Genomic DNA, 23,865 nt, shown 5'->3' with positions numbered 1-23,865 from the left:
CTGCTCCTGCTCGGTATCTGATACTCGTGGTCACAAAAATTCTGGCGTCGATCGTATCCGACGACGTGGCGACGGTCACCGGGTCGATCGCAGGAACGCTCCGAGATCGACCAGCTCCTCGGGCGTCGACGGCAGGTGATCGGTCAGTGCGCGCGAGCGGATGACGATCGCACACCACTGTCCTCGTGAGAGCGCGACGTTGAGCCGGTTTCGTGAGAGCAGGAACGACATCCCGCGCGGTACGTCCTCGATCGCCGACGCCGTCATCGACATCAGCACCACTGGAGCCTCGCGACCCTGAAATTTGTCGACCGTGCCCACATCCACCCGGGTCAGCCCGACATCGGACAGCCCGGACCGGATCATCGCTACCTGCGCGTTGTACGGCGCGACGACGAGCACATCCTTTTCCCCGAGCGGTCTCGGTGCGGTTTCTGCGTCGTCGCGCCACGCGGTGCCCAGCAGTGCCTGCACCCGGCGCACCACCTCGTCGCTCTCTTCGACCGAGCACGTCGCGTTGCCGAAATGCTCGACCGTGACGGTGTGCACGCCGGGCGAGAGCCCGTCGAGGACGCGTGCCGTGGTGTGGCCGGACTGGGACAGCAGCCGCCCGTCGTACGACAGGTCCGACACCCGCGCGCACAGGTCGGGATGCATGCGCCAGGTTCGCGACAGGAAAAACCCCCGGTCGGCGGGCAGTGCACCGTGCCCCTCGGCGAGCCAACCGAGGGCCGACTCGTCGGCGGGTTCGGGGTGTGTGCCCTGACTGACCTGAGGCAACTGCTGAGGATCGCCAAGGAGCAATAGATTCCGTGCGCTCGTCGCGACGGCGACGGTGTTGGACAGGCAGAACTGCCCGGCCTCGTCGACGACCAGCAGATCCAGGCTGCCCGGCGTGATGCAGTTCGCGTTCGTGAAATCCCATGCGGTGCCGCCGACGACGTAGCCGTCGTGGAGTCCGTCCAGATATCCCGTCAAGGTCTTGGTGTCCTTCGCGGGTGTCCAGGTGGGCTCGGTGGCCTTTGTCTTGGCTTTCGCGACGACCTCGCCCGGCACGCCCGCTTCGACGATGCCGCCCAGCATGTTCTCGACCACCGAATGCGACTGCGCGACCACCCCGACCCGCCAGCCGTGCTCGCGGACGAGTGCGGCGACGACGCGGGACCCCGTGTACGTCTTCCCGGTGCCGGGCGGACCCTGCACGGCGACGTACGAGTCGTCGAGGTCGAGGACGGCAGCGGTGATTGCGGCGGGGAACCCGCCGTCGCCGACCGGAGGGAGCGCGCCGGAACGGGTGCGTGGCGGGGTCCTTCGCAGGATGTCGACACCGGCCGTGGACGGCAGATCGGGCAATGACGCGCACATGGCGCCGGCCGCTTCGATCGCCTTCTCGATACTGGCCGCCCCGATCGGGGAACCGGGCGTGATCGCCATCGGCAGAGCCGAATATTCATCGTCGGTCTGCAGCAACTCCTCGATCACGAGCACATCGTGGAAATCGCTGCCGGACCGGCGTTCGAGAATCGTCCCGCCCGACCACGCCCGCGTCCACGGGCCGCCGTCGGGTAGTCCGTCCGGTGCCGGCGCTTCGTACAGTACGAACACAGAATCCCCGGCGCGCACCGTGCTCCCGGTGTCGAAATCACCCGTGACGGCCAGATGACGCCGGGCCTTGCGCTTGCGCGGCGGCAGGTGCCAGTCGACCTCGACCGCGACGGAGGTCGCGACGAGCGTGTCGCGGGTGTCGGCCCATTCGTCCACCGGATTCGACAGGCGATCGAAGTGGGCCCACCAGAACGGTTTCCGCTCCCGCCGGTGGTAGCCGAGCGAGGCCGCCATCAATGCTGCGGCCTGCTGGTCGTCGGTGCGCTTGCTCGTTGCCTCGCCCGCGAACTCCCAGAGCGTGACCTCTGCGGGGTGCGGTTCGAAGGGGAGCGCGGTCTCCTCGGGTGTGACCCCGGTGGTGGCGATACCGTGCTCTGCGGCCCGGTCGAGTAACCAGTTGCGCAGCCGCCACGTCGATGCGCAGTCGTCCTCGTTGTACGACGCGATCGAGTCGAGCAGCTTTGCGGCCTCTTCGGTCCGGTCGGCGTCGCGGAGATCGCAGTAGTCCGCATACGCGACTATCGACGCACCGGCATCGAGCACCTCACCCTGCCGCGCCGGCATGTACAGCGGCTCGAGCTTCTTGATGCTGTACGACGACTCGCCGGCCCGAAGAGTAGCGCGCACAATCGGATACAGGTCGACCAGAACGCCGTCGCGGAGCAGGCTGTCGACCTGCTCCTCGCCCACGCCGTGCCGGCCCGCCAGGCGCAGCAGTGCGGATTTCTCGTACGGTGCGTAGTGGTAGACGTGCATCTTCGGGTGCGTTCGGCGGCGCTGTTCGACGTACTCGAGGAAATCGAGCAGTGCGCGTCGTTCCTCGGCGCGCGTATGAGCCCAGAACGGGCGGAACGTCGGATCGGTCGCACTCGGGCCCGAACCTGGTCCTTCCAACACACCGAACAGGTACTCGAGTCCCCAGTCGGGGCCACCGTCCTCGCACCACAGCGGGTCGCCCTCGAAGTCGAAGAAGATATCTCCGTCGTCCGGCGCGGGCAGTGCGGCAAGGGACCCCGGTTCGTAGACGTCGACGACCGGTTGGCCGGTCTGCTCCTGCCGCAGCTGTACCTGCGCTTGTGCACGCAGTGCGGCATATGTGCGATGCGACATTCCCGGAACGGGCTCTTCCCGCGTGCAGAGATCGTCGATCGTCGTGACGCCGCCGGCGATCAGGCGGGCGCGCTGTATGGACCGCATTCCCGCGACCAGCAGCAGATCGCGGTGGGCGGCCACCTGAGGTTCGCACGTGTCGCAGCGGCCGCACGCAGTGTGCCCCGCGTCGGCCCAGCCCACGGGAAGGCCAGAGTGGTGATGGCCGTCGACCAGGCGCTGCAGATGCAGCCTGCGCTGCGAGTAGACGGGAGCGATGTCGGCGAGGGGGTACGACGCGATCGTGCCGTCGCCGAGGATCAGGTGTGCGTGCGGCGCGACCGGGATTCCGGTGTGTGCGAGGGCGTCGGCGTAGGCGGCGAGCTGCAACAGCGCCTCGACTCGCGCGTGTCGGGCGAGTTTCGTGTCGTACACGGCGTATGTCTCGCCGGTGCGGACGAGGAAATCACAGAACCCCACGAACCGGCCGTCGAAGAACGTGCCCTGGTAGATGACGTCGGCACCCGATCGGGCGGCCTCGAACGTGGCGCGGGCAGCAGCGTCGTAGCCCTCGCGGGTGTGATCGGGGCGGGCGATCTGCACGACACCGTCGCCGAATTCGTCACGGTAGCGGTCCAGGACGCGTTGCTCGTGGGCGCCACCGAGACGGGCGGTGCGATCGAGCATCGGATCGTCGACGGCAGTGGGTCGTGGCCCGCGACCGAGGACAGCGTCGACCGTGCTGAGCAGTGAGAACTCGCACCGGGCGGCATCGGCCAGATCGCGCGAGCTGTAGACCAGCACATCGTCGAGCAGAAACATCGGCGCCGCCTCCCGCGTGGTGTCGTTGCCCGACTATGGCAGACGCGGGTGACAGCACTATCGTCGGCGCGAGCCCGTCAGTTCACGGCCGGGACAGCCGATCTCTCGACCGGTGTGTGTCGGTGGTCGCTTGTACGGTGCGGGCGTGCAACTGCGATACCAATACCGCGTGTATCCGACGCCCGGCCAGCAGGACATGCTGGCCCGTTCGTTCGGCTGCGCGCGGGTGGTGTTCAACGATGCACTGCGCGCCCGGCAGGACGCGTACGCAGCGGGAGTGAGGGTCTCGGACACCGACGTGCAGCGGTGGGTGGTCACCGCAGCGAAGAAAACTCCGCAGCGGGTGTGGCTGGCCGAGGTGGCGTCGGTGGTGTTGGTCCAGGCCTGTCAGGACGCGCGGCGCGCGTATCGGAATTGGTTCGATTCGCTGTCGGGGAAGCGGAAGGGCCGCAAGGTCGGGGCTCCGCGGTTCCGGTCTCGCAAGGACAATCGGCAGTCGATACGGCTCACTCGGAACGGGTTCAGTATCCGAGGCAACCGGAAGCTGTATATCGCGAAGGTGGGCGAGCTGAAGGTGGCGTGGTCACGGGAGTTGCCGTCCGAGCCGAGCAGCGTCACGGTCATCAGGGATTCGGCGGGTCGGTACTTCGTGTCGTTCGTGGTGGAGACCACCGACGAACCGATGCCCGAACTCGACCGCGAGGTGGGGATCGATCTCGGGCTCACCACGTTCGCGGTCCTGTCGGACGGGAAGGTCATCGAGTCGCCGAGGTTCTTCCGACGTGCCGAACGCAGACTCCGCAAAGCGCAGCAGAATCTGTCCCGAAAGGAGAAGGGCAGCAAGAACCGGGCAAAGGCCCGCCTCGAGGTCGCCAAAGCTCACGCGAAGGTGGCCGACGCCCACAAGGATTGGGCACACAAGCACTCCACGACGATCGTCCGCGAGAACCAAGCGGTGTATGTCGAGGATCTGTGTGTCGCGGGCCTGGGGCGGACGCGGTTGGCGAAGTCGGTGCACGATGCCGGGTGGGGGATGTTCACCCGCATGCTGGAGGAGAAGGCCGCCCGCTATGGGCGGACCTTCCAGCGGGTGGACCGGTGGTTCCCGTCGAGTCAGTTGTGCTCGGTGTGCGGCGTGTCGGACGGTCCGAAACCGTTGTCGGTGCGGGAATGGACCTGTCCGGGGTGTGGTGTGGTCCATGACCGGGATCTGAATGCAGCCGAGAACATCCTCGCCGCCGGACGGGCGGAGAGGCGAAACGCCTGCGGAGGGACTGTAAATCCTGCCGCATAGCGGAAGGTATGTCCCTGTGAAACAGGAACCCACCGAAAGCGCCGAGCGGGCGCTGGTAGGAATCTCGGTCGTTCACGGCCGGGAGGACGTCAAAGCTGACGGCTACCTCGCGGGGGGACGGAGTTACCAACGCCGATGCGAGGTCGCTGCGAGCGGTCGTGTCTGTGTCTGTGCGAGCGGTGCGCAGCGGAGCTGTCCCCGGTGCGCGATCGAGTGGGCGCGCATCGCCTCCCGGCGGGCGAGCATTGCTGCCCGGGCGGCGTCTCGTCGTGGGTCGTGTGCGCGCGAGGAGCATCCGCCTCCTTCGATTCCGAGCACGGTCCGGCCGAGGAGTACCAGGCCCCACGGGCCGATGACCCACAGCGGCCACGGGTAGACCATCGATGCCGTCCCGAGCGACACCAAGGCCCAGACCAGCACGTTGATCGCGCTTACGCCGAGCCACGCAGTCCACTCGATCCTCTGATGGACGGGAAGTCGTCGACGAGCACGTGCTGTGGTCGGCGCTGGAGGAGCGGACCGCGGAAGGTCGGTGAACTGCGCGCGCGCCTCGGCGACGGTCGTCGATGCGTAGACGGCGGAGGCACGGGTGTCGAACTCGTCGATGGTGAGGCGCCCGCTGCCGACATGCTGTGCAAGTTCGTCGACGAACCGCTCGCGTTCGGAATCGGAAATCCCGTCGGAGTCGGGAATGTAGGGGTTCTCGGTGGCCATGGGTCCTCCAGCGGAGATTTCCTGCCCTGATGAGCTTCCATTGTGGAATGTCGTTGCTTCCATGATGGATATGACACAGTGGAATGTCAACGGTTTCCCCGATGACGGGATGAAGGGAGCGCGTGATGGCCGGACGTCCGCTCAACGCGACGGCAGCGTCGCTGCTGGGTTTTCTGCACGAGGGTCCGATGACGGGGTGGGACCTGGTGACCACGGCGCAGGAGCGGATCGGCAAGTTCTGGTCGCTCACTACCAGCCAGGTGTATCGGGAACTTGCCGCGATGGAACGAGACGGCATGATCGTGCCCGGTGAGAAGGGACCGCGCGACCGCAAGCCCTACACACTCACCGACACCGGCCGGCAGGCGTTCGCCGAATGGATCGAGCGTGACCCCGGACCGGAGAACATCCGGCACCCGTTGCTCCTCACCGTCGCTTTCGCCGACCACCTGAGTCCGGAACGGCTTGCCGAGATACTCGCGCACTATCGGGCCGCACACGAGAAGCAACTCGCCGGTTACGAAGACCTCATGGCCCACCACGACCTGCCGGACTTCTCCGCTGCCACCGTCGAGTTCGGAATCGCATACGAACGCGCGGCGCTCACGTGGCTCGAGGGCATGGACGCACGTCTCGCGAACCGGCAGCAGAGTCCGTCAACGGAGCGGATCGAAATGCCGTAGCACCGGATCGGTGTGGCCTGTCATCGCACCCGCGAGCAGCCGACCCGTCAGCGGTCCGAGCGCGACTCCCCACATACCGTGACCGCCCGCGACGAACACGCGCGGTGATCGGGTGCCGCCGATCAACGGCAACCCGTCCGCCGTGCACGGTCTCGAACCGACCCATTCCTCACTCCGGCCGGCCCAGTCGACGTCGCGCAGGAGCGGGCGGGTCGTGTCGACGATCGCGCGGACCCGTCGTGGATCGAGCGGTGCGTCGGGGCGGCGGAACTCCATCATCCCGGCGATGCGGAACCGGTCGTGCAGGGGAGTGCAGGCGACGCGCTGCACAGGGAAATACACCGGGTTCTTGGGAAGTTCGCCGGGGACCACACTGAAGCTGTACCCGCGACCGGCCTGAACCAGGGTGCGCACCCCGAAGTCGTGGGCAAGTGCATTCAGCCGCGCTCCCGTCGCGAGGACCACCGCATCGACGGACACGTCACTCCCGTCGGCGGAGATCACGTCGACCATGCCGTTGCCGGGGTCGCGCACCTCGCTGACGTCGAAGCCGGTGATGATCTCACCACCTCGTGCTCGCACCGCATCCGCGAGCGAGGCGACGAACCGTGGGGGATCGATGAATCGTTGACCGCGGATCCTCACTCCCGCGCGCACCTTGTCGCTGAGCAGGGGTTCGAGGGAGTGCACGGTCTCGGCGTCGAGGACCTCGTAGTCGACCTCGCCTCCCGTTGCTCGCACGTGATCGAATTCCTCGAGCAGGTGGTCGCGGTCGGTTTCCGCGGTGAACGCCGCGAGGAAGGGGTCGGCGTCGCGGGTCTGCTCGGCAACGCCACCGTCCGCCAGGTCGTCGTATGCCCCCAGTGCAACCCTGTTGACCTGAGCGAACACCTCCAGTGCCGCCATCTGATGTCGTGTGGTGCAGTGCCGGGCGAAATCCGCGAGGAAGCGGATCAGCTTCGGGTCGAGCGTGGGCGGCACGTATACCGGTGACGACGGCGTGAGCATCGCTCGCAGCCCGTACTTCAGGATCGACGGCTCGGGTAGTGGCAGGGTCAGGGCCGGCGCGAGCCAACCGGCGTTGCCCCACGACGCGCGTTCGCTCGCCTCAGTGGCGTCCGGTGCGACGGCTGCCCGGTCGACGACCGTGACGGCCACACCTCGGTCCTGCAGAAACCACGCGGTGGACAGCCCCACGATGCCGGCACCGGCCACGGCCACTCGACGAATCGTCATGACCAACTCCTGTCGACGCAGAGGTACGTCCCTCCATCATGGCGCCATCGGGGGCTTCTGCACGCGTGTCGCGGGCCGTCCTAATATTCGAGGGGGAAATCTGCTTGTCGAAGGGGACAGTGAGTTGAGCACACACGTCGAACAGCGCGAGTTCCAGGCCGAGGCGCGCCAGCTGCTGGATCTGATGATCCACTCGATCTACTCCAACAAGGACACCTTCCTGCGTGAGTTGATCTCCAATGCGTCCGACGCACTGGACAAACTCCGCCTGGAGTCGTTCCAGAACAAGGACCTGAAGGTCGATACGTCCGATTTGCACATCGAGCTCGATGTCGACAAGGACGCCCGCACGCTGACCATCCGCGACAACGGTATCGGCATGTCGCGCGACGAGGTTGTCGAACTCATCGGCACCCTCGCAAGGTCTGGCACCGGGGAGCTGCGAAAGAAACTTCGTGAGGCCAAGGACGCCGCGGCATCGGAGGAACTGATCGGCCAGTTCGGCATCGGTTTCTACTCGGCGTTCATGGTGGCAGACAAGGTCACGCTCGTCACCCACAAGCCGGGGCAGGACCTCGGAACCCGGTGGGAGTCGAGTGGCGAATCCACCTACACGATCGAAGACGTCGAAGACGCGCCGCAGGGAACATCGGTCACCCTGCATCTCAAGCCCGAGGATGCCGACGACCATCTTTTCGACTACACCTCGCAGTGGAAACTCGAGGAGATCGTCAAGAAGTACTCCGATTTCATCGCGTGGCCCATCCGCATGGAGGTCTCCCGGACCACCAAGGGCGAGGACGGCGCCGACGAGGTCACCTTCGAGACCAAGACCCTCAACTCGCAGAAGGCCCTGTGGGCACGCTCGCGCGACGAGGTGTCCGACGACGAGTACCACGAGTTCTACAAGCACGTCGCCCACGCGTGGGACGAACCGCTCGAGATCATCCCGATGCGCGCCGAAGGAACCTTCGAATATCAAGCGCTGCTGTTCATTCCGTCGCATGCGCCGTTCGACCTGTTCGCCCGCGAGCGCAAGACGGGCATCCAGCTCTACGTCAAGCGCGTGTTCATCATGGACGACTGCGAAGACCTCATCCCCGAGTACCTGCGCTTCGTCAAGGGTGTCGTCGATGCGCAGGACCTGTCGCTCAATGTCTCCCGCGAGATCCTGCAACAGGACCGCCAGATCCGGGCCATCCGTCGTCGTCTCACGAAGAAGGTCCTGTCCACCGTCAAGGACATGGCGATCCAGGATGCCGACAAGTACCGGACCTTCTGGAACGAGTTCGGCCGCGTCCTCAAGGAAGGTCTGATCTCCGACACCGACAACCGCGACACGCTGCTCGCGATCTCGTCGTTCGACTCCACGGCGAGCGCCGACGAGCAGACCACGCTCGCCGGATACGTCGAGCGCATGAAGGACGGCCAGGACGAGATCTACTACCTCACCGGCGAGTCCCGTCAGCTGCTGGAGAGCTCCCCGCACATGGAGGCATTCACGGCGAAGGGAATCGAGGTGCTGTTGCTGACCGACCCCGTCGACGAGATGTGGGTGACCTCGGTACCCGAGTTCGAGGGCAAGGCGTTCCGGTCGGTGGCGAAGGGCGAGGTGGATCTCGACACCGAGGACGAGAAGAAGGCGGCCGAAGCCGAACGTGAGGAGCAGGAGAAAGAGTTCGGTGATCTCCTGACGTGGATGAAGAGCAGCCTCGACGAGTACGTCAAGGAGGTGCGTCTGTCGTCCCGCCTGACGACGTCGCCCGCGTGCATCGTGGGCGACACTTTCAGCATGTCGCCTGCGCTCGAGCGCATGTACAAGGCGTCGGGCCAGCCGGTGCCGCAGACCAAGCGAATCCTCGAGCTGAATCCCGGGCACCCTCTGGTTTCGGGGTTGCGCACGGCGCACGGCGGTAATCCGGACGATCCGGCTCTCGCCGAGACTGCGGAGTTGCTGTACGGGATGGCCTTGATCGCCGAGGGCGGCGAGGTCGACGATCCCGCACGCTTCACTCATCTGCTCGCGGACCGGCTTGCCCGCACGGTCTGAAGCAGGCCCTCTCGGGGCGATAGGCTCGGGGGTATGACTGACGTGGCGGGAGTGCTGTTCGACATCGAGGGCGTGATCGTGACGTCCTGGAAGCCGGTCCCGGGCGCCGCCGAGGTCCTCGCGGGTCTCCGAGAAGATGGTGTGGCGCGAGCCTTCCTGACCAACACCACGTCACGGACGTGTGCCGAGATCGCTGCAACGCTCAGCGATCTCGGCATGCCCGTCGAGCCGAGCGAGATCGTCACCGCCGCATCGCTCACGGCCGAGTATCTGAAGCAAACCTATCCGGGGCGCCGGTGCTGGGTGCTCAACGACGGCAATGTCGATGCCGACCTCGATGGGGTCGAACGGGACGAAGACGAGCCCGAGGTGGTGGTGCTCGGCGGTGCAGGGGAGATGTTCACGCATCGGACTTTGAGCCGCGTTGCCGAGTTGATGCTCGACGGTGTACCTGTCGTCGCGATGCACCGCGCGGCGAGCTGGCAGGGAACCGACGGGCTGCACCTCGATACCGGTGCCTACCTTGCCGGGTTGGAGGAGCTCGCCGGTCAGTCGGTAGTGGCGGTAGGGAAGCCATCGATGCAGGGATTCCTTGCAGCTGCGGACATCATGGATGTCGACCCCTCTCGCATGGTCGTGGTCGGTGACGATCTGTACGGCGAGGTGCTTCCCGGGCAGCGGCTCGGAATGACAGGAGTTCTGGTGCGTACGGGAAAATTTCGGCAGTCCGTGCTCGAGCTCGCCGTCGACCGCCCCGATCACGTGCTCGACTCGGTCGCCGATCTTCCGGAACTTCTTCGAGCGGTGTGATCGGGCTCTCGCGTCCTGCATCGCTGCCCGGTACCCTGCGCGCGGGGGCTTTCTCCCTCCTTCTTCCAGCGCAGAGGAGCACTTCTTGTCCATTCGTTCTCTCCGGTCCGTCCTTTCCGGTCGTCGTATTGCGCAGGCCTTCGCGGCGGTTGCAGTCGGGGCAGCATCGTTTGCCTTGGTGGGCACGGGTACGGCGTCGGCCGCGCCGGTGACGTGTGTGTCGCCGCCGTCCGAGAATCAGATCCTGGTGTCGGACACGGCGAGCTGTGGTGCGACGACCACCGGTGAGGGTTTTGCGCGGGCATCGGCAGCCGACAGCGGCACTGCGGTGTCGGTCGCCGAGTCCGCGGGTACGGCCGAATCCCAGGCAACCGGGTTCGGTACGGCGCTCAGCGCAGCGCGTGACGGTGGGCGGTCGTACGCGTTCGCGCTCGGTGGCGGCCTGAGTCATTCGTGGGCGCAGGGTCCGGCGACCACTTTGTCGGTGGCGGGCTGGGGTTCGGGAGCGACGGCGGACACGACCGGTGTCACCTGCGTCGGTGCCCAGTCGTTCGCTGTCAACACCGCCACGGGGCAGTGGTGCGCCGTGGGTGTGGGCTCTACACGTCGCTAGTCGATGCAGCGTCGTTAGTTGATGCGTGCAGAAAACTTCTGCACCGCGACGAGGGTGGTCGAGTGCCGGTAACCTTGCACTCGCCACCCTCGAGTGCTAAAAATGCAGTTGGCACTCGCAATGAGGGAGTGCCAGGTCGGGAAGGTGAGGCCGGGAAATATCGACACCCCTGGTCGTCCGTCGCGGGCACTGATTCCGACCGAATGCACAACAACGGGGCGTCCCGACGAGCGGCCGTCCTAGGTGTCACCCCGATATCCGGAGGATCACTTCGCAATGGCCAAGATCATCGCGTTCGACGAAGAGGCCCGTCGCGGCCTCGAGCGTGGCCTGAACAGCCTCGCCGACGCAGTCAAGGTGACGTTGGGCCCCAAGGGTCGCAACGTCGTGCTCGAGAAGAAGTGGGGCGCGCCCACGATCACCAACGATGGTGTCTCCATCGCCAAGGAGATCGAGCTCGAGGATCCGTACGAGAAGATCGGCGCCGAGCTGGTCAAGGAAGTTGCCAAGAAGACCGACGACGTCGCGGGCGACGGCACCACCACCGCCACCGTTCTCGCTCAGGCGCTCGTGCGTGAGGGCCTGCGCAACGTCGCTGCCGGCGCCAACCCGCTGGGTCTGAAGCGCGGCATCGAGAAGGCCGTCGAGGCCGTCACCGCCAAGCTGCTCGACACCGCCAAGGAAGTCGAGACCAAGGAGCAGATCGCTGCGACCGCCGGTATCTCCGCTGGCGACCCCGCGATCGGTGAGCTCATCGCCGAGGCCATCGACAAGGTGGGCAAGGAAGGTGTCATCACCGTCGAGGAGTCGAACACCTTCGGCCTCCAGCTCGAGCTGACCGAGGGCATGCGCTTCGACAAGGGCTACATCTCCCTCTACTTCGCTACGGACGCCGAGCGCCAGGAAGCCGTCCTCGAGGACGCGTACATCCTTCTCGTCAGCTCCAAGATCTCGACGGTCAAGGACCTGCTGCCGCTCCTGGAGAAGGTCATCCAGTCGGGCAAGCCGCTCGTCATCATCGCCGAGGACGTCGAGGGTGAGGCTCTGTCCACCCTCGTCCTGAACAAGATCCGCGGCACCTTCAAGTCCGTCGCCGTCAAGGCTCCGGGCTTCGGCGACCGCCGCAAGGCTCAGCTCGCCGATATCGCCATCCTCACCGGTGGCGAGGTTGTCAGCGAAGAGGTCGGCCTCTCCCTCGAGACCGCAGGTCTCGAGCTGCTCGGCCAGGCCCGCAAGGTCGTCGTCACCAAGGACGAGACCACCATCGTCGAGGGCGCGGGCGATCCCGACGCCATCGCAGGCCGCGTCAACCAGATCCGCGCCGAGATCGAGGCATCGGATTCGGATTACGACCGCGAGAAGCTGCAGGAGCGCCTGGCCAAGCTGGCCGGCGGCGTTGCAGTCATCAAGGCCGGCGCTGCGACCGAGGTCGAGCTCAAGGAGCGCAAGCACCGCATCGAAGATGCCGTGCGCAACGCGAAGGCTGCTGTCGAAGAGGGCATCGTCGCCGGCGGTGGCGTGGCTCTGCTGCAGGCCGCTCCGGTTCTCGACGACCTCAAGCTCGAGGGCGACGAGGCCACGGGTGCCAACATCGTCAAGGTTGCCCTCGAGGCTCCGCTGAAGCAGATCGCGTTCAACGCAGGTCTCGAGCCCGGCGTCGTCGCGGAGAAGGTTCGCAACCTGCCTGCAGGTAGCGGCCTCAACGCTGCCACCGGCGACTACGAGGACCTCCTCGAGGCCGGCATCAACGACCCGGTCAAGGTCACCCGCTCGGCGCTGCAGAACGCTGCGTCCATCGCGGCTCTGTTCCTGACCACCGAGGCCGTTGTGGCCGACAAGCCGGAGAAGGCCGCTGCTCCCATGGCCGACCCGACCGGCGGTATGGGCGGCATGGACTTCTGATCCGGTCCTGACTGCTCCACCCGAGCTGCACAGCGAGGCCCGATCCCACTTCGGTGGGGTCGGGCCTCGCTGCATGTTCGAAGTGTGGTTTGTGTCGCATACCAAGATCTTGACCTTCTCGTGACCTTCACATCGGAATCGTGTAAGAACGATGGTGTAATTCGGGGCTGGTCGGGGAGCGCCGCCGGGGCGAGCGTTGGACTCGCCGTGGGACGGGACGGTTTTTCGAGGGGTGTGGGTCTTTTGTCGATGTGGTTCCGACGTGCGTGTGGTGCCGTGACGGTCGGATTGGCGGCTGCGGTGTGTGTGCCGGCAGGGGTATCGGCCGAGCCGGTTCCGGGGTCGTCGACCGTGGGGGAGCGGCTCTCGGCACTGTCGCACGTCGAGGTGGAGAACGACCGTACTGTCATTGCGCACGTGTATTCGGCGTCGATGGACACCGTCGTGCCGCTCAGGGTGCGGTTGCCTGCCGATCCCAGCGAGCCGCGACCCACGCTGTATCTGCTCAACGGGTCCGGTGGTGGCGAGGGTGTCGCCACATGGGACGAACAGACGGACGTCGATGAGTTCTTCGCCGACAAGAATGTCAATGTGGTGACTCCGCTGGGCGGACGCTACAGCTATTACACCGATTGGGAGCAGGACGACCCGGCGCTTGGCCGGAACAAGTGGACGACGTTCCTCACCGAGGAGTTGCCGCCCATCATCGATGAGCAGTTCGAGACCACCGGGGTCAATGCGATTGCGGGTCTGTCGATGTCGGGTACATCGGTGCTCGGCCTGGCAACAGCCGCGCCCGAGTTGTATCGCGCTGTCGGTGCGTACAGTGGCTGCGCCGAGACGAGCACGCCGGTGGGCCAGGCCTATGTGCAGGCGGTGGTTCGGGTCAAGGGGGGCGATCCCGAGAACATGTGGGGTCCGGTCGGCGGGCCGGGCTGGATCGCGAACGACCCGTATCTCAATGCGGAGAAACTGCGCGGGGTCGCGTTGTATGTGTCGTCGGCGAACGGCCTTCCGGGTGAGCATGACCGGTTGAGCGCGAGGTCGATCAACTACGACCCCCTCGGTCTGGTGGGTCAGCTCGTCGTGGGCGGAACCATCGAGGCGGCCGTTCACCACTGCACGACGCGCCTCGCGGATCGGCTCGAGGAGTTGGAGATCCCCGCGCACTTCGAATGGCGGAACGGGACGCATTCGTGGGATTACTGGGAGGACGATCTGCACAAGTCGTGGCCCATGATGGAAGCGGCCATCGGGTTGTAACGGTGGCGGTAGCCGTCGGGTTGTGACGGTGGCGGCAGTCATCTTCGGCGAGGGCCGGTTCTTGACCGGTCCTCGCCGTTTCTGTGTCTGCTACTCGAGTTCCGCGAATTTGACCGTTTCGTGACCATTGCGGAGCTTTATGGTGTAGAAATGGTTTCACTCCGGCCGGGCGGGGTGTCGTGACCGACGTTCGTCCGGCAGGTTCCCAAGGATTCGGGAGGGGGTCGGGTGGTCTCGTTCCGACGAACATGTGCGGCGTTGTCGGTTGCTGCGCTCGCATCTGTGTGGTCAGTGATGTGTGCGACCGAGGTTGCCGCCGAACCGGTTTCGGTTCTGTCCAGTATCGAGGTCGAAAGTGATCGTACGGTAATCGTGCACGTCTGGTCGGCTGCGATGGATCGGGTCGTCCCGCTCCGAGTGCGGACGCCGGCCGACACCAGCGTTCCGCGGCCCACGCTGTACCTGCTGAACGGGGCCGGAGGTGGGGAGGGGAAGGCTACATGGGACGCTCGTACCGATATCGATGAGTTCTTCGCCGACAAGAACGTCAATGTCGTCACTCCGCTCGATGGGTCGTTCACCTATTACACCGATTGGGAGCGCGACGACCCGGCGCTCGGCCGGAACAAGTGGACGACGTTCCTCACGCAGGAGTTGCCGCCGATTGTCGACGAGACGTTCGGTACCACGGGTGTGAATGCAATTGCGGGGCTGTCGATGTCGGGAACCTCTGTCTTGAGTCTGGCGATCGAGGAGCCGTCGCTGTACGAGGCGGTCGGGGCGTACAGCGGGTGTGCCGAGACCAGTACGGAGCTGGGGCAGCTCTATGTCCGTACCGTCGTCGAGAGTCGTGGGGAGGCGGATGTCGAGAACATGTGGGGCCCGCTCGATGGGCCCGGCTGGGTCGCAAACGACCCGTACGTCAACGCGGAGAAGTTGCGGGGTATCGACCTGTACATCTCGTCTGCGACCGGGCTGCCGGGGCCACACGAGAACCTGGGGGCGAGATCGGTCGAAGGCGATCCCGGGCTTCTGTTGAATCAGATCGTTGTCGGGGGTGTCATCGAGGCCGCAGTGAACGACTGCACGCACCGTCTGGCGTCGCGGCTCGATGAGCTGGGTATCCCTGCAACGTTCGAATTCCGCTCCCGGGGAACACATTCGTGGGGCTATTGGCAGGACGATCTCCACGCTTCCTGGCCGATGATTGCGGGCTCTATCGGATTGTGATCGTGTGAGTGGCTCGCGGCCCTGCCTCCGGCCGGGCGGTCGATTGCTGATGCCTCACTCGAGATCTATTGCAGTGCACTGTGTTCGGAGTTTACAGTTTCAAATTTTTTCTTACGCAACATCATTGACGAGTTCGTTGCCGTGTCGTAATGTGAGTTACGGCACACCGTGGTCTCGAGTTCGGTAGTGCCACATCACCTCAACCATTCGGGCGTAGGAGGATCAATGGGTAGCACTACCATCACCGAAATCATCACCTTCATCTTCTCGTTGCTTTCGCAGAGCGCAGAATTCCTCAGCTGAATTCACTGAATCTGTTGATCCGAACTCCGGAAGCGTGAGGTTTCCGGCGACACACTGGAGGAAAGATGGGCAGTATTACCAACGGTCTCGAAGTCATCAACCAGCTCATCGGGCTTGTGCTGGCCATTGCCCCGGCGCTGCTCACCGGGTCGCTGTAGGTCGGAAGCGTTGAAAGGCCGTGGATCTCGTCTCTCGGGATTCACGGCCTTTGCGCTGTCATTCCGGGATGATCACCCAGAGTGCGAGGTACAGCAGGATTGCGGTGCCGCCGGTGATGAAGGACGCAACCACGGCAGCAGCGCGGACGATGTTGACGTCGATGCCGAAGTATTCGGCGATTCCGCCGCAGACGCCGCCGAGCATGCGCTGCGAGGTAGAGCGAGTGAAGGTGCGGGGTGTGTTGTCGTCGAAGGTCATGAGGTAATCGTGCTCCTTGTCGAGTGTGTGCACATCAGGGCCGGCCCCGATCTTCACCCTGAACTTTCTTCTCGGGGTCTCGTGTGACGGGTGTCTTGCGTCGGTGTCGATACGTCGGACGCAACGGTGGGTGTCAGCGGCAAACGACGGTCAATCCGATACCGCGCCAGATCTTCGTTTCCTTGCGATCCCAGCTGTCGGTGCGGGAGTTGTACGTCGATTCGACCTCGGTCCGGTAGCCCCGGTCGCGCTGCGCGGTTACCGCGCACCGGCCGGAGATGTTCCCCGAGCGGTTGGTGACCGAGTACGGCGTACCGGCGGCGGAGAGCGTCGAGGCGGCTACGTGCTCCTCCATCCCGACGACGTTGGGCGCGGATTCTGCTGCGGCAACACCTGTTCCGATCGTCAAGGCTGCGGCACCGGCGAGCAGTGCGGTCATGATCGTCTTACGCATGAGGTCTCCCGAGTGGTGGTGTGAGGCTCGTCGAATCGATGTATCGATCGTGCGCCTCGGACCCCTTCGGGCACATCGGGGACAGACCCCCGTCTGTACCCTGAACTTTTGGTCAGGGTTCTCTACGACAGCACCCGCACGGGACTTCCCGTACGGGTGCTTCGAGTGTGCTGTGCTCGACGGAGAGCGTCAGGCACTTCTGCGTTTGGCGAGTGTCTTCTTGAAGATGATGTACGGCAGCAGCAAGCGCGCGATCAGCGCTACAGCCCAGACGATGACGGTGGCGAGGATCCAGGTCGTGATGCCGTCGATCCGGAGGCCGTCACTCATGATCGCGGTGACGATGAGCGCGAGTAGTGTCGAGATCAGCGCGCTGCTCCCGATGAGTACCGGGGTTTTCGTCATCGCAACCTGACGGATCAAAGGGTCGAGAAGAACCGTGGCCACGGTGAAGATCACCACGGCGATGACGAACGCGAACGAACTGAGCGTCATGCCGGGCAGGACCCACGCGCCGACGATCAAGCCAATCGCATTGGCGATCAACGCAACAATTGTGGTGGCAAGCAGCCTGATCATGGTGTCAGGGTATCTCCGCTCGGCCGGCTGCGGCAGTATTACAGTGCAGAGTCCCGCCGCACCGCAGAGCGTCCGGACATGACACCATCGGGCCATGGCCGATCGGAAACGCGTCGCACTCGCCCTCGGCAGCGGGGGCGCCCGAGGTTACGCCCACATCGGAGCCATCCAGGTCCTCGAGGAGCGCGGCTTCGAGATCGTCGGTATCGCGGGGTCGTCGATGGGCGCGCTTGTGGGCGGTGTCCGTGCTGCGGGAAAACTCGACGAATACACCCAGTGGGCGGAGAGTCTGTCCCAGCTCGATGTGGTCCGGTTGTTGGACGTGTCCGTCACGTCTCCGGGGGTCATCCACGCAGAGAAGGTCCTCAACAAAGTGCGCGAGCTCATCGGGGATGTCGTCATCGAAGACCTCCCGATCCCGTTCACCGCTGTGGCGACCGACCTGGCGGCGGGCCGCCCGGTGTGGTTCCAGCGGGGACCTGTCGACGTCGCGATCCGCGCATCGATCGCGATACCCGGTGTCATCACCCCGTATGTTCTCAACGGCCTCGTCCTCACCGACGGCGGCACACTCGCTCCGCTGCCGGTGGCCCCGATAGCCGGTGTCCCGGCGGATCTGACGATCGGGGTCACTCTCGGAGCCGAAGAACGCGGTCGTACACAAGCGCCGGAGAACGCGAGTGCGGAACCGCGTCCTGCGGAAGAATGGGTCGGACGCTTCCGGCGGTCGGCGTCATTGCTGCTCGACAGCGACATCGTCCGTTCGGTCGTCGGCAGGTTCGGTACAGCAGCGACCGACGAAGAGTTCGGCCGTGACGATCTCCAACCCGAGTCTCCCGACGACACCGATTCCGATTTTCACGTCGGCCACGAGGAAGCCGTAGCTCCGAAGTTCAGCCGGGTTGCGGTCATGAACCGTTCGCTCGACATCATGCAGTCCGCTCTTGCTCGCCACCAGCTTGCGGCGTATCCGCCGGATGTGCTGGTCGAAGTCCCCCGCACGGCGTGCCGCAGTCTCGATTTCCACAAGGCTGTCGAGATGATCGCCCTCGGTCGGTCGCTCACCGAGGCCGCGCTCGACGCCGCGGGGCTCGGAAGCACCGCATCTCGGTCTGCTGACCAGGACGGTGATTCGGGCCTAGTCTGAGTTGGTGGAGACCGTACCGATCCAGCTTCCGGATGGCACGACGACCGCGGTGCGCTTGTTTCCGGGGCCGGCTCATGAACATGAGAACCGGCTCGACTCGTCGCGGGCCGTCGTGGCGATCGTTCCGGGCCTCGGCATCCCCGCGGGGTACTACGAACCGTTCGCGCGCGCCCTCGCCGAACGCGGATTCGATGCCGCGATCTGCGAACTCGCAGGCCAGGGCGATAGTCGCCCCAGACCGGGGCCCGACAGCGCGTACGGCTACCAGGAGATCGTCGCAGTGCACTTCCCCGCGATGTTCGAAGTGGTGCGCGAACGATTCCCCGATTCGACGCCGTTCCTGCTCGGGCATTCGATGGGCGGTCAATTGGGCGTGCTGTACGCAGCGCGTAGTCGTGGTCGCCTCGGTGGGCTCGTGCTCGTGGCCTCCGGAACCCCGTACTACCGCCGATTCCCCGGGGGACACGCTCCCCGCCTCCTGTTCGGCTCGACGGCGATGTCGCTCACCGCGAGCGTCGCCGGATTCTGGCCCGGCGACCGGTTGGGCGTCGCGGGCTTCGGACGGCAGTCCCGGCCCCTGATCTCCGACTGGGCGAGGCTGGCGCGCAGTGGCCGGTTCGAGCCGGCCGGTGCCGACATCGACTACGAGGAGCGTCTCGCCTCGCTGGACCTTCCGATTCTTTCGGTGACCGTCGAGGGGGACGACATGACTCCGGTGACGTCGGCACGCCACCTGGTGGAGAAGTTGCCTGCGGCCGATATCACCACATGGCACCTGGAACGAGCACTCGGTCACAACGGCTGGATCCGCGACAACGGCGATACGATCGAACGGATCGTCGCCTGGCTGCGCGACCGGTGACCGGCGGTGTGGATCCGAGCCCGGAACCGGGCTCGGATCCACATCTTGCTAGAGCACTTCTGTCAGGAACGTGAAGGTCAGCGCAGATTTGAACGCTGCCTGCGCGTTGTCTGCGGCACCACCGTGCCCGCCCTCGATGTTCTCGTAGTACCAGACCTCTCGACCCTGCTCCTCGAGGAGCGCCACCATCTTGCGCGCGTGGCCAGGATGAACACGATCGTCGCGCGTGGACGTCGTGATCAGGATCGGCGGGTACGTCGCGTCCGGGTCGGTGTTCTGATACGGCGAATACTCCGACAGGAATTTCCACTCGTCGGGATCGTCGGGATCACCGTACTCGGCCATCCACGATGCGCCGGCGAGCAGCAGGTGATAGCGCTTCATATCGAGTAGCGGCACTTGGCACACGATGGCACCGAACAAGTGTGGGTAGCGAGTCAGCATCACACCCATCAGCAGGCCGCCGTTGCTTCCGCCTTGGATTCCCAGTTGCCGGGTCGTCGTGATGCCCCGGTCGACAAGGTCTTTCGCGACCGCTGCGAAATCCTCGAATACCTTGTGACGGTTCTCTTTCAGGGCCTGGGTGTGCCAGGTGGGGCCGTACTCTCCACCTCCGCGAATGTTCGCGATCACATAGGTGTTTCCGCGTTCGAGCCATGCCCGCCCCACGCCGCCGCTGTACGCCGGGACCATCGAGTTCTCGAATCCGCCGTACCCGTACAGCAGGGTCGGGGATGCCGTATCGGTGTCGGCGCCTACGACGAAGTAGGGGACCTGCGTGCCATCGTCGGAAGTCGCGAAATGCTGTGTGACGGTGATGCCGTCGGAGTCGAAGAACGATGGCGCCTGCTTGATCGGCTCGAGTGCTTGCCCGACCGTGCCGGAGAGGAGGGTAGCGGGGGTCGTGAAACCGCTGGAGTTGAGGAAGAATTCGTCGCCCTCGCGCGGATCGACGTCGATGATGGCCGTGGAGGTCGCGTCGGGCAGCCCTTCGAGTTCCTCGTCGGTCCATCCGTCGGGACCGGGGGTGAGGACACGCATGCGGGTCTGGACATCACGCAGGGTCACCATCAGCAGGTGGTTCTGCGTCCAGGTGTACTGCTCGAGAGAAGTGTGTTCGTCGGGTGTGAACAACACCGTCATCTCACGCGAACCTTCGAGGAATGACGGGTAGTCGGTCGCGAGCAGGGAACCGGCGGGGTGCCCGAGCCACTCGGATCGGGGTCGTACGAGCATGTGGTTGCGGTAGACGCTCACCCGCGCGTCGTCGGGGACATCGAGCTTGATCAGAGTGCCGTCCGGCTTCAGTTCGTACTGATATGCGGCATAGAAGTCGATGGCGCGGTCTACGAAGCTGCGTTCGTACCCGGGAGTGTTGTCGTATCCGGCGCCCACGGCGACGTCGGTGACCTCCCCCTCGAACACGGTCTCGGCGTCGGCGATCGGTGTGCCGCGGCGCCAGCGTTTCGCAATCCTCGGGTATCCCGAATCGGTGAGGGAGCCGTCACCGAAGTCGGTTCCGACGAAGACGGAGTCGATATCGATCCAGCTGATATCGGTCTTCGCTTCGGGGAGTTCGAAGCTGTCGGCACCCGACACGAACCGGCGTGTGACCAGGTCGAACTCACGGATCACGGTGGCGTCGGCACCGCCCCGCGACAGGCTGATGAGCGCGCGGTTCTGGTCAGGACGGAGAACCTGGGCACCGGACCACACCCAGTTCTCGTTCTCCTCGGCGGCCACCGCGTCGAGGTCGACGAGGACATCCCACTCCGGATTGTCGAGGACATACTGGTCGAGGGTGGTGCGTCGCCACAGTCCGCGCACATGCTCGGCGTCGCGCCAGTAGTTGTAGAGATACTCGCCGCGGCGTCGCGCGTAGGGGATGCGCGCGTCGGTATCGAGGATCTCCCGGATGCGGGATTCCAGCGTCGTGAAATCGTCGGTGCGGGTGTACGCATCGACCGTGCGGTCGTTACGTGCGCGCACCCAGTCGAGTTGCTTTTCGCCGGTGACGTCCTCGAGCCACAGGTGGGGGTCGGTGGTGTCGCTCATGCCCTATTTCTACCTGGACCCGAGCGGTGGGGTGGCGACGGTGAGACCTTGGGGCTGCGTCGACGGTACGCTCGCGGCCGTGCAACTCACCCCCTCCGACGCGCAGATGTACTGGCTCGCGGAGCGGATCCACAGTGATCAGTTCCTGCTTTACTGCTTCGCAGGTGACGTCGACACCGATGCGGTGCGTGCCGCCGTTCGGCGACGTGTCGCGGAGGTGGGGGAACTCCGGTGCAGGATCCGCGAGGTTCCGAAGAACCTCGACTACCCGTATTGGGAACCGAGGGAGTACAGCGACGACCTGGTGGTCGAGCACGTCTTGACCAACCACACGTGGGCTGAGGTCCAAGAACGCTTGGGGTCGCTGGTGGCGACCTCGATCGACGCGCGGACGAGCCCGTGGCGGGTACACGTCTTCGCGGGTGTGCGCGACGCTCCTCGCTGTGACGGGACCGCCGTTGTCGTGGTGTTCCACGTGTCGCACGCTTTCGCCGACGGGGCTCGGGCGACTGCACTGGTGCGCGCATTGTTCGGCACCGAGGGGCCACCGCGCTCGCCGGCTCCGGACGCTGTCTCGATGTCCATGATGTTGATACGGTCGCTCCGGTTCCCGGTCCGGTTCGCACGACTCGTTGCGGCAGGCCGCCGAGCCGCCGCTGCTGACCGAGCGTTGACGGAGGCAACTGCCGCAGGAGAGATTCCCGAGCCGGCCGCGGGGCGCCCCCTCGTCGGTATCAATACCGCCCCCGGCGACGAGCGGGCCGTGCGCATGGTGGTGTGCCCCGCCGAGGAACTCCGAGGAACCGGCGTCACCGTCACCGTGGCGGCGCTGACTGCGATCTCCGTCGCCCTGCCCCGATTCCTGGAGTTGCGCGGTGAGACGGTGCCGGATCGGCTCGGCGCCGAGGTCACCATCGCGGTCGACGCGACAGGGGAGTCGCGCAACAACTACCGTAATGCCGGCATCGACCTGTTCGTCACCGAACCTGATCTGTCCGCGCGGGCCGCGCTGATCGCTGACGACATCGCTGATCGTCGCGCGCGACTGTCGAGCCCGCTTCTGATGCAACGTGATTCGGCGAACGCGTTCGTTCCCGCGCCGCTGCTGAAGTTCGGGATCGATCGGTACTCTTTGGGCGAGGTCCCCGAGACCGTCACAGGGAACACGGTGGTGTCGAGCGTGAATCGCGGCCATGCCGACCTCGAACTCGATGGTGCCCCGGTCATGTTCAGCGCCGGATTTCCGGGGTTGTCACCGGTGATGGCCCTGACGCACGGTGTGTACGGCCTCGGCGACACCGTCACGATCGGTATCAACTCGAGTCCCCGTGCGGTGCCCGACATCGACGAGTACGAGTCGATGCTGCGGGAGGCGATCATCGAGGTCCGGGTCGCACTCGGCGGGTGACCGAGACATACACGTGCTCGGAAGACACGCGCACCCTGTCGGCACGGTGCTTCTATCCGTGCGAGTCGCGGCTCTGTGGTGTCTTCCGGCGGCGCGCGTCGTCGTGGGCGCGGCGGAGAAGGTCGCCGGCGATGCCCGACGTCCGGGCACCGGGGTTGACGATCGCAATCCACCCCTGAGCTCGATAGACCGGATGGGGAAGGACGGTGTCGGCGGCGCTGAAGTCCACCGCGGATTCCGTTGCCCGGGGTTCTTCGCCGGTGAGTTCGGTGAAGCTCGCCCGGCCGACGTGGATGTTCAGTCTCCACCGGTCCGGCGGGTCCAGTTCGGACTCGGTGTCGCCGGGGTAGTCCTTCGTCACGATGGTCGCGAAGGGCTGCCCGCGCTGGGGGACCTGCCCGTCGGGGGCGTAATAGAAGAAGTGATCGCCCCATGCGACTTCCGGAAACTCACTGCCTACCTCGGGAGCGAGCTCGACGACCCCTTCGAAGCCGCGCACCGTTTCGAGAATCTGCTTCATACTCATGGTTCAAGTGTGTAGTTGAAGTGCTTATGGAGGGTTTCAGCAATGGCGCGCAGCGATGCGGTCGACCTGAGCACAGTCACTGTCGCTGCGGCCACGGGCTATTCGGTACAGCAGATCCGAGACCTCGAAGCGCACGGCGTCATCGGCGCTGCACCCAGAAAACGCAACGGATACCGCGTCTTCTCCGCGCGACACATCCGCGACCTGCACGCCTACCGTGACCTCGCGGTGGCCGTCGGTCCGGTGGAGGCGCGGAGAGTGATGCGTGAGATCCGCGTCGTCGCGCCGGCCGATGCGCCTGCTCAGGTGGCATCGCTCCACGTCGAACTTGCTCACGAGCGAGATCGCGCACTCCAGGCACGGCGGGCGCTTCTCCTGATCCGCACGGAGGCGGAGATCGAGGTCGAGCCCACCGAGAACGACACCATGACGATCACCGAACTCGCCGAGGCTCTCGGTGTTCGTACCTCGACGTTACGTTTCTGGGAGAAAGAGCAACTCGTGACGCCGCAGCGGGTAGCCACGAACGCGGGATCCGCCCGCCGCTACCCACTCGCTGCGATCCGCGAGGCGCGCATCGTCGTCGCGTTGCGTGCCGCCGGCTACCGCATCCCCGACGTCCACAGAGCCCTCACCGATCTTCGCGACCTCCGGGACATCGACGTGTCGCTGAAGGCACTGGACTCGAGGATCGACGACATCGCAGCGCGAACACTTGCGCTGCTCCGTGCCGGGGCGGTGCTTGCCGAGGTCATCGCCTGTCGCTGAGGACGCCGAGCCCCATGCTTTACTGGTCCGCACGC

20 protein-coding genes are annotated in these 23,865 nt (G+C 65.3%); 12 read left to right on the top strand and 8 right to left on the bottom strand.

The features are described from left to right. Nucleotides 1-75: 75 nt before the first annotated feature. A complete protein-coding gene (locus HCA61_RS04230) occupies nt 76-3,516 on the bottom strand; it encodes a TM0106 family RecB-like putative nuclease (RefSeq protein ID WP_169686947.1) in 3,441 nt (1,146 codons plus the stop codon). Between the two features lie 145 nt (nt 3,517-3,661). Between HCA61_RS04230 and HCA61_RS04225 the strand changes: the two genes are divergently transcribed. Beyond that, nucleotides 3,662-4,810, top strand: a complete 1,149-nt coding sequence (locus HCA61_RS04225; RefSeq protein ID WP_169686946.1) for an RNA-guided endonuclease TnpB family protein — start codon at nt 3,662-3,664, stop codon at nt 4,808-4,810. A 123-nt stretch (nt 4,811-4,933) separates the two neighbouring features. Here the strand turns inward: HCA61_RS04225 and HCA61_RS04220 are convergent, their stop codons facing one another. Beyond that, nucleotides 4,934-5,524 (bottom strand): DUF1707 domain-containing protein, encoded by a 591-nt coding sequence (locus tag HCA61_RS04220; RefSeq protein ID WP_206039656.1) that lies wholly within the window; start codon nt 5,522-5,524, stop codon nt 4,934-4,936. Between the two features lie 125 nt (nt 5,525-5,649). On the opposite strand from HCA61_RS04220, the gene HCA61_RS04215 reads away from it, so the two are divergent. Next, nucleotides 5,650-6,207, top strand: coding sequence for a PadR family transcriptional regulator (locus HCA61_RS04215; RefSeq protein WP_169686945.1), 558 nt, complete (start codon nt 5,650-5,652; stop codon nt 6,205-6,207). On the opposite strand, the gene HCA61_RS04210 is transcribed toward HCA61_RS04215, so the two are convergent. Beyond that, nucleotides 6,181-7,443: an FAD-dependent oxidoreductase gene (locus HCA61_RS04210; protein ID WP_169686944.1), complete on the bottom strand. Its 1,263-nt coding sequence runs from the start codon at nt 7,441-7,443 to the stop codon at nt 6,181-6,183. The two genes, HCA61_RS04215 and HCA61_RS04210, sit on opposite strands and share 27 nt — an antisense overlap. A 124-nt stretch (nt 7,444-7,567) precedes the next feature. Here HCA61_RS04210 and htpG point away from each other — a divergent pair, with 124 nt between their 5' ends. The 6 genes from htpG to HCA61_RS04180 all read left to right on the top strand — a co-directional run bounded on the left by htpG (nt 7,568) and on the right by HCA61_RS04180 (nt 15,311). Then, on the top strand, nt 7,568-9,493 hold the full coding sequence (gene htpG, locus HCA61_RS04205) for a molecular chaperone HtpG (RefSeq protein WP_169686943.1): 1,926 nt from the start codon (nt 7,568-7,570) through the stop codon (nt 9,491-9,493). A gap of 33 nt (nt 9,494-9,526) precedes the next feature. Further along, on the top strand, nt 9,527-10,303 hold the full coding sequence (locus tag HCA61_RS04200) for an HAD-IIA family hydrolase (protein ID WP_169686942.1): 777 nt from the start codon (nt 9,527-9,529) through the stop codon (nt 10,301-10,303). A gap of 85 nt (nt 10,304-10,388) precedes the next feature. Then, the gene (locus tag HCA61_RS04195; protein WP_169686941.1) at nt 10,389-10,916 is read left to right on the top strand and encodes a DUF6764 family protein; all 528 of its coding nucleotides are present in this window, start codon (nt 10,389-10,391) and stop codon (nt 10,914-10,916) included. 276 nt (nt 10,917-11,192) lie between these two features. Next, complete coding sequence (groL, locus tag HCA61_RS04190) at nt 11,193-12,818, top strand: chaperonin GroEL (RefSeq protein WP_169686940.1); 1,626 nt, start codon at nt 11,193-11,195, stop codon at nt 12,816-12,818. A gap of 276 nt (nt 12,819-13,094) precedes the next feature. Further along, nucleotides 13,095-14,081 carry an alpha/beta hydrolase family protein gene (locus HCA61_RS04185; protein WP_346777483.1) on the top strand — a complete coding sequence of 329 codons (987 nt, stop codon included), beginning with the start codon at nt 13,095-13,097 and terminating at the stop codon, nt 14,079-14,081. 294 nt (nt 14,082-14,375) lie between these two features. Beyond that, nucleotides 14,376-15,311 carry an alpha/beta hydrolase family protein gene (locus tag HCA61_RS04180; protein WP_169686938.1) on the top strand — a complete coding sequence of 312 codons (936 nt, stop codon included), beginning with the start codon at nt 14,376-14,378 and terminating at the stop codon, nt 15,309-15,311. A 519-nt stretch (nt 15,312-15,830) separates the two neighbouring features. Here the strand turns inward: HCA61_RS04180 and HCA61_RS04175 are convergent. The 3 genes from HCA61_RS04175 to HCA61_RS04165 form a co-directional block, all read right to left on the bottom strand. Beyond that, nucleotides 15,831-16,031, bottom strand: coding sequence for a PspC domain-containing protein (locus HCA61_RS04175; protein WP_169686937.1), 201 nt, complete (start codon nt 16,029-16,031; stop codon nt 15,831-15,833). Between the two features lie 133 nt (nt 16,032-16,164). After that, nucleotides 16,165-16,485 carry a hypothetical protein gene (locus tag HCA61_RS04170; RefSeq protein ID WP_169686936.1) on the bottom strand — a complete coding sequence of 107 codons (321 nt, stop codon included), beginning with the start codon at nt 16,483-16,485 and terminating at the stop codon, nt 16,165-16,167. 189 nt (nt 16,486-16,674) lie between these two features. Continuing rightward, the gene (locus HCA61_RS04165) at nt 16,675-17,064 is read right to left on the bottom strand and encodes a phage holin family protein (RefSeq protein ID WP_169686935.1); all 390 of its coding nucleotides are present in this window, start codon (nt 17,062-17,064) and stop codon (nt 16,675-16,677) included. Between the two features lie 94 nt (nt 17,065-17,158). Between HCA61_RS04165 and HCA61_RS04160 the strand changes: the two genes are divergently transcribed. Next, the gene (locus tag HCA61_RS04160; RefSeq protein WP_169686934.1) at nt 17,159-18,211 is read left to right on the top strand and encodes a patatin-like phospholipase family protein; all 1,053 of its coding nucleotides are present in this window, start codon (nt 17,159-17,161) and stop codon (nt 18,209-18,211) included. A gap of 4 nt (nt 18,212-18,215) precedes the next feature. After that, the gene (locus HCA61_RS04155; RefSeq protein ID WP_169686933.1) at nt 18,216-19,073 is read left to right on the top strand and encodes an alpha/beta fold hydrolase; all 858 of its coding nucleotides are present in this window, start codon (nt 18,216-18,218) and stop codon (nt 19,071-19,073) included. A 48-nt stretch (nt 19,074-19,121) separates the two neighbouring features. Here the strand turns inward: HCA61_RS04155 and HCA61_RS04150 are convergent, their stop codons facing one another. Then, entirely contained in the window at nt 19,122-21,128 is a 2,007-nt protein-coding gene (locus tag HCA61_RS04150; RefSeq protein ID WP_169686932.1) for a prolyl oligopeptidase family serine peptidase, read from the bottom strand. Between the two features lie 79 nt (nt 21,129-21,207). Between HCA61_RS04150 and HCA61_RS04145 the strand changes: the two genes are divergently transcribed. Then, on the top strand, nt 21,208-22,536 hold the full coding sequence (locus tag HCA61_RS04145) for a wax ester/triacylglycerol synthase domain-containing protein (protein ID WP_169686931.1): 1,329 nt from the start codon (nt 21,208-21,210) through the stop codon (nt 22,534-22,536). A 52-nt stretch (nt 22,537-22,588) separates the two neighbouring features. Here HCA61_RS04145 and HCA61_RS04140 read toward each other — a convergent pair whose 3' ends face one another. After that, nucleotides 22,589-23,062: a DUF6194 family protein gene (locus HCA61_RS04140; protein ID WP_169686930.1), complete on the bottom strand. Its 474-nt coding sequence runs from the start codon at nt 23,060-23,062 to the stop codon at nt 22,589-22,591. A 42-nt stretch (nt 23,063-23,104) separates the two neighbouring features. Here HCA61_RS04140 and HCA61_RS04135 point away from each other — a divergent pair, with 42 nt between their 5' ends. Then, a complete protein-coding gene (locus tag HCA61_RS04135; RefSeq protein ID WP_169686929.1) occupies nt 23,105-23,830 on the top strand; it encodes a MerR family transcriptional regulator in 726 nt (241 codons plus the stop codon). Nucleotides 23,831-23,865: the final 35 nt, after the last annotated feature.

The sequence above is a fragment of the Rhodococcus sp. HNM0563 genome (assembly GCF_012726195.1).
Classification (GTDB): Bacteria; Actinomycetota; Actinomycetes; order Mycobacteriales; family Mycobacteriaceae; genus Rhodococcus.
The sequence above is the reverse complement of the archived record's forward strand: the minus strand, read 5'-3'. Positions and strand labels throughout refer to the sequence as shown.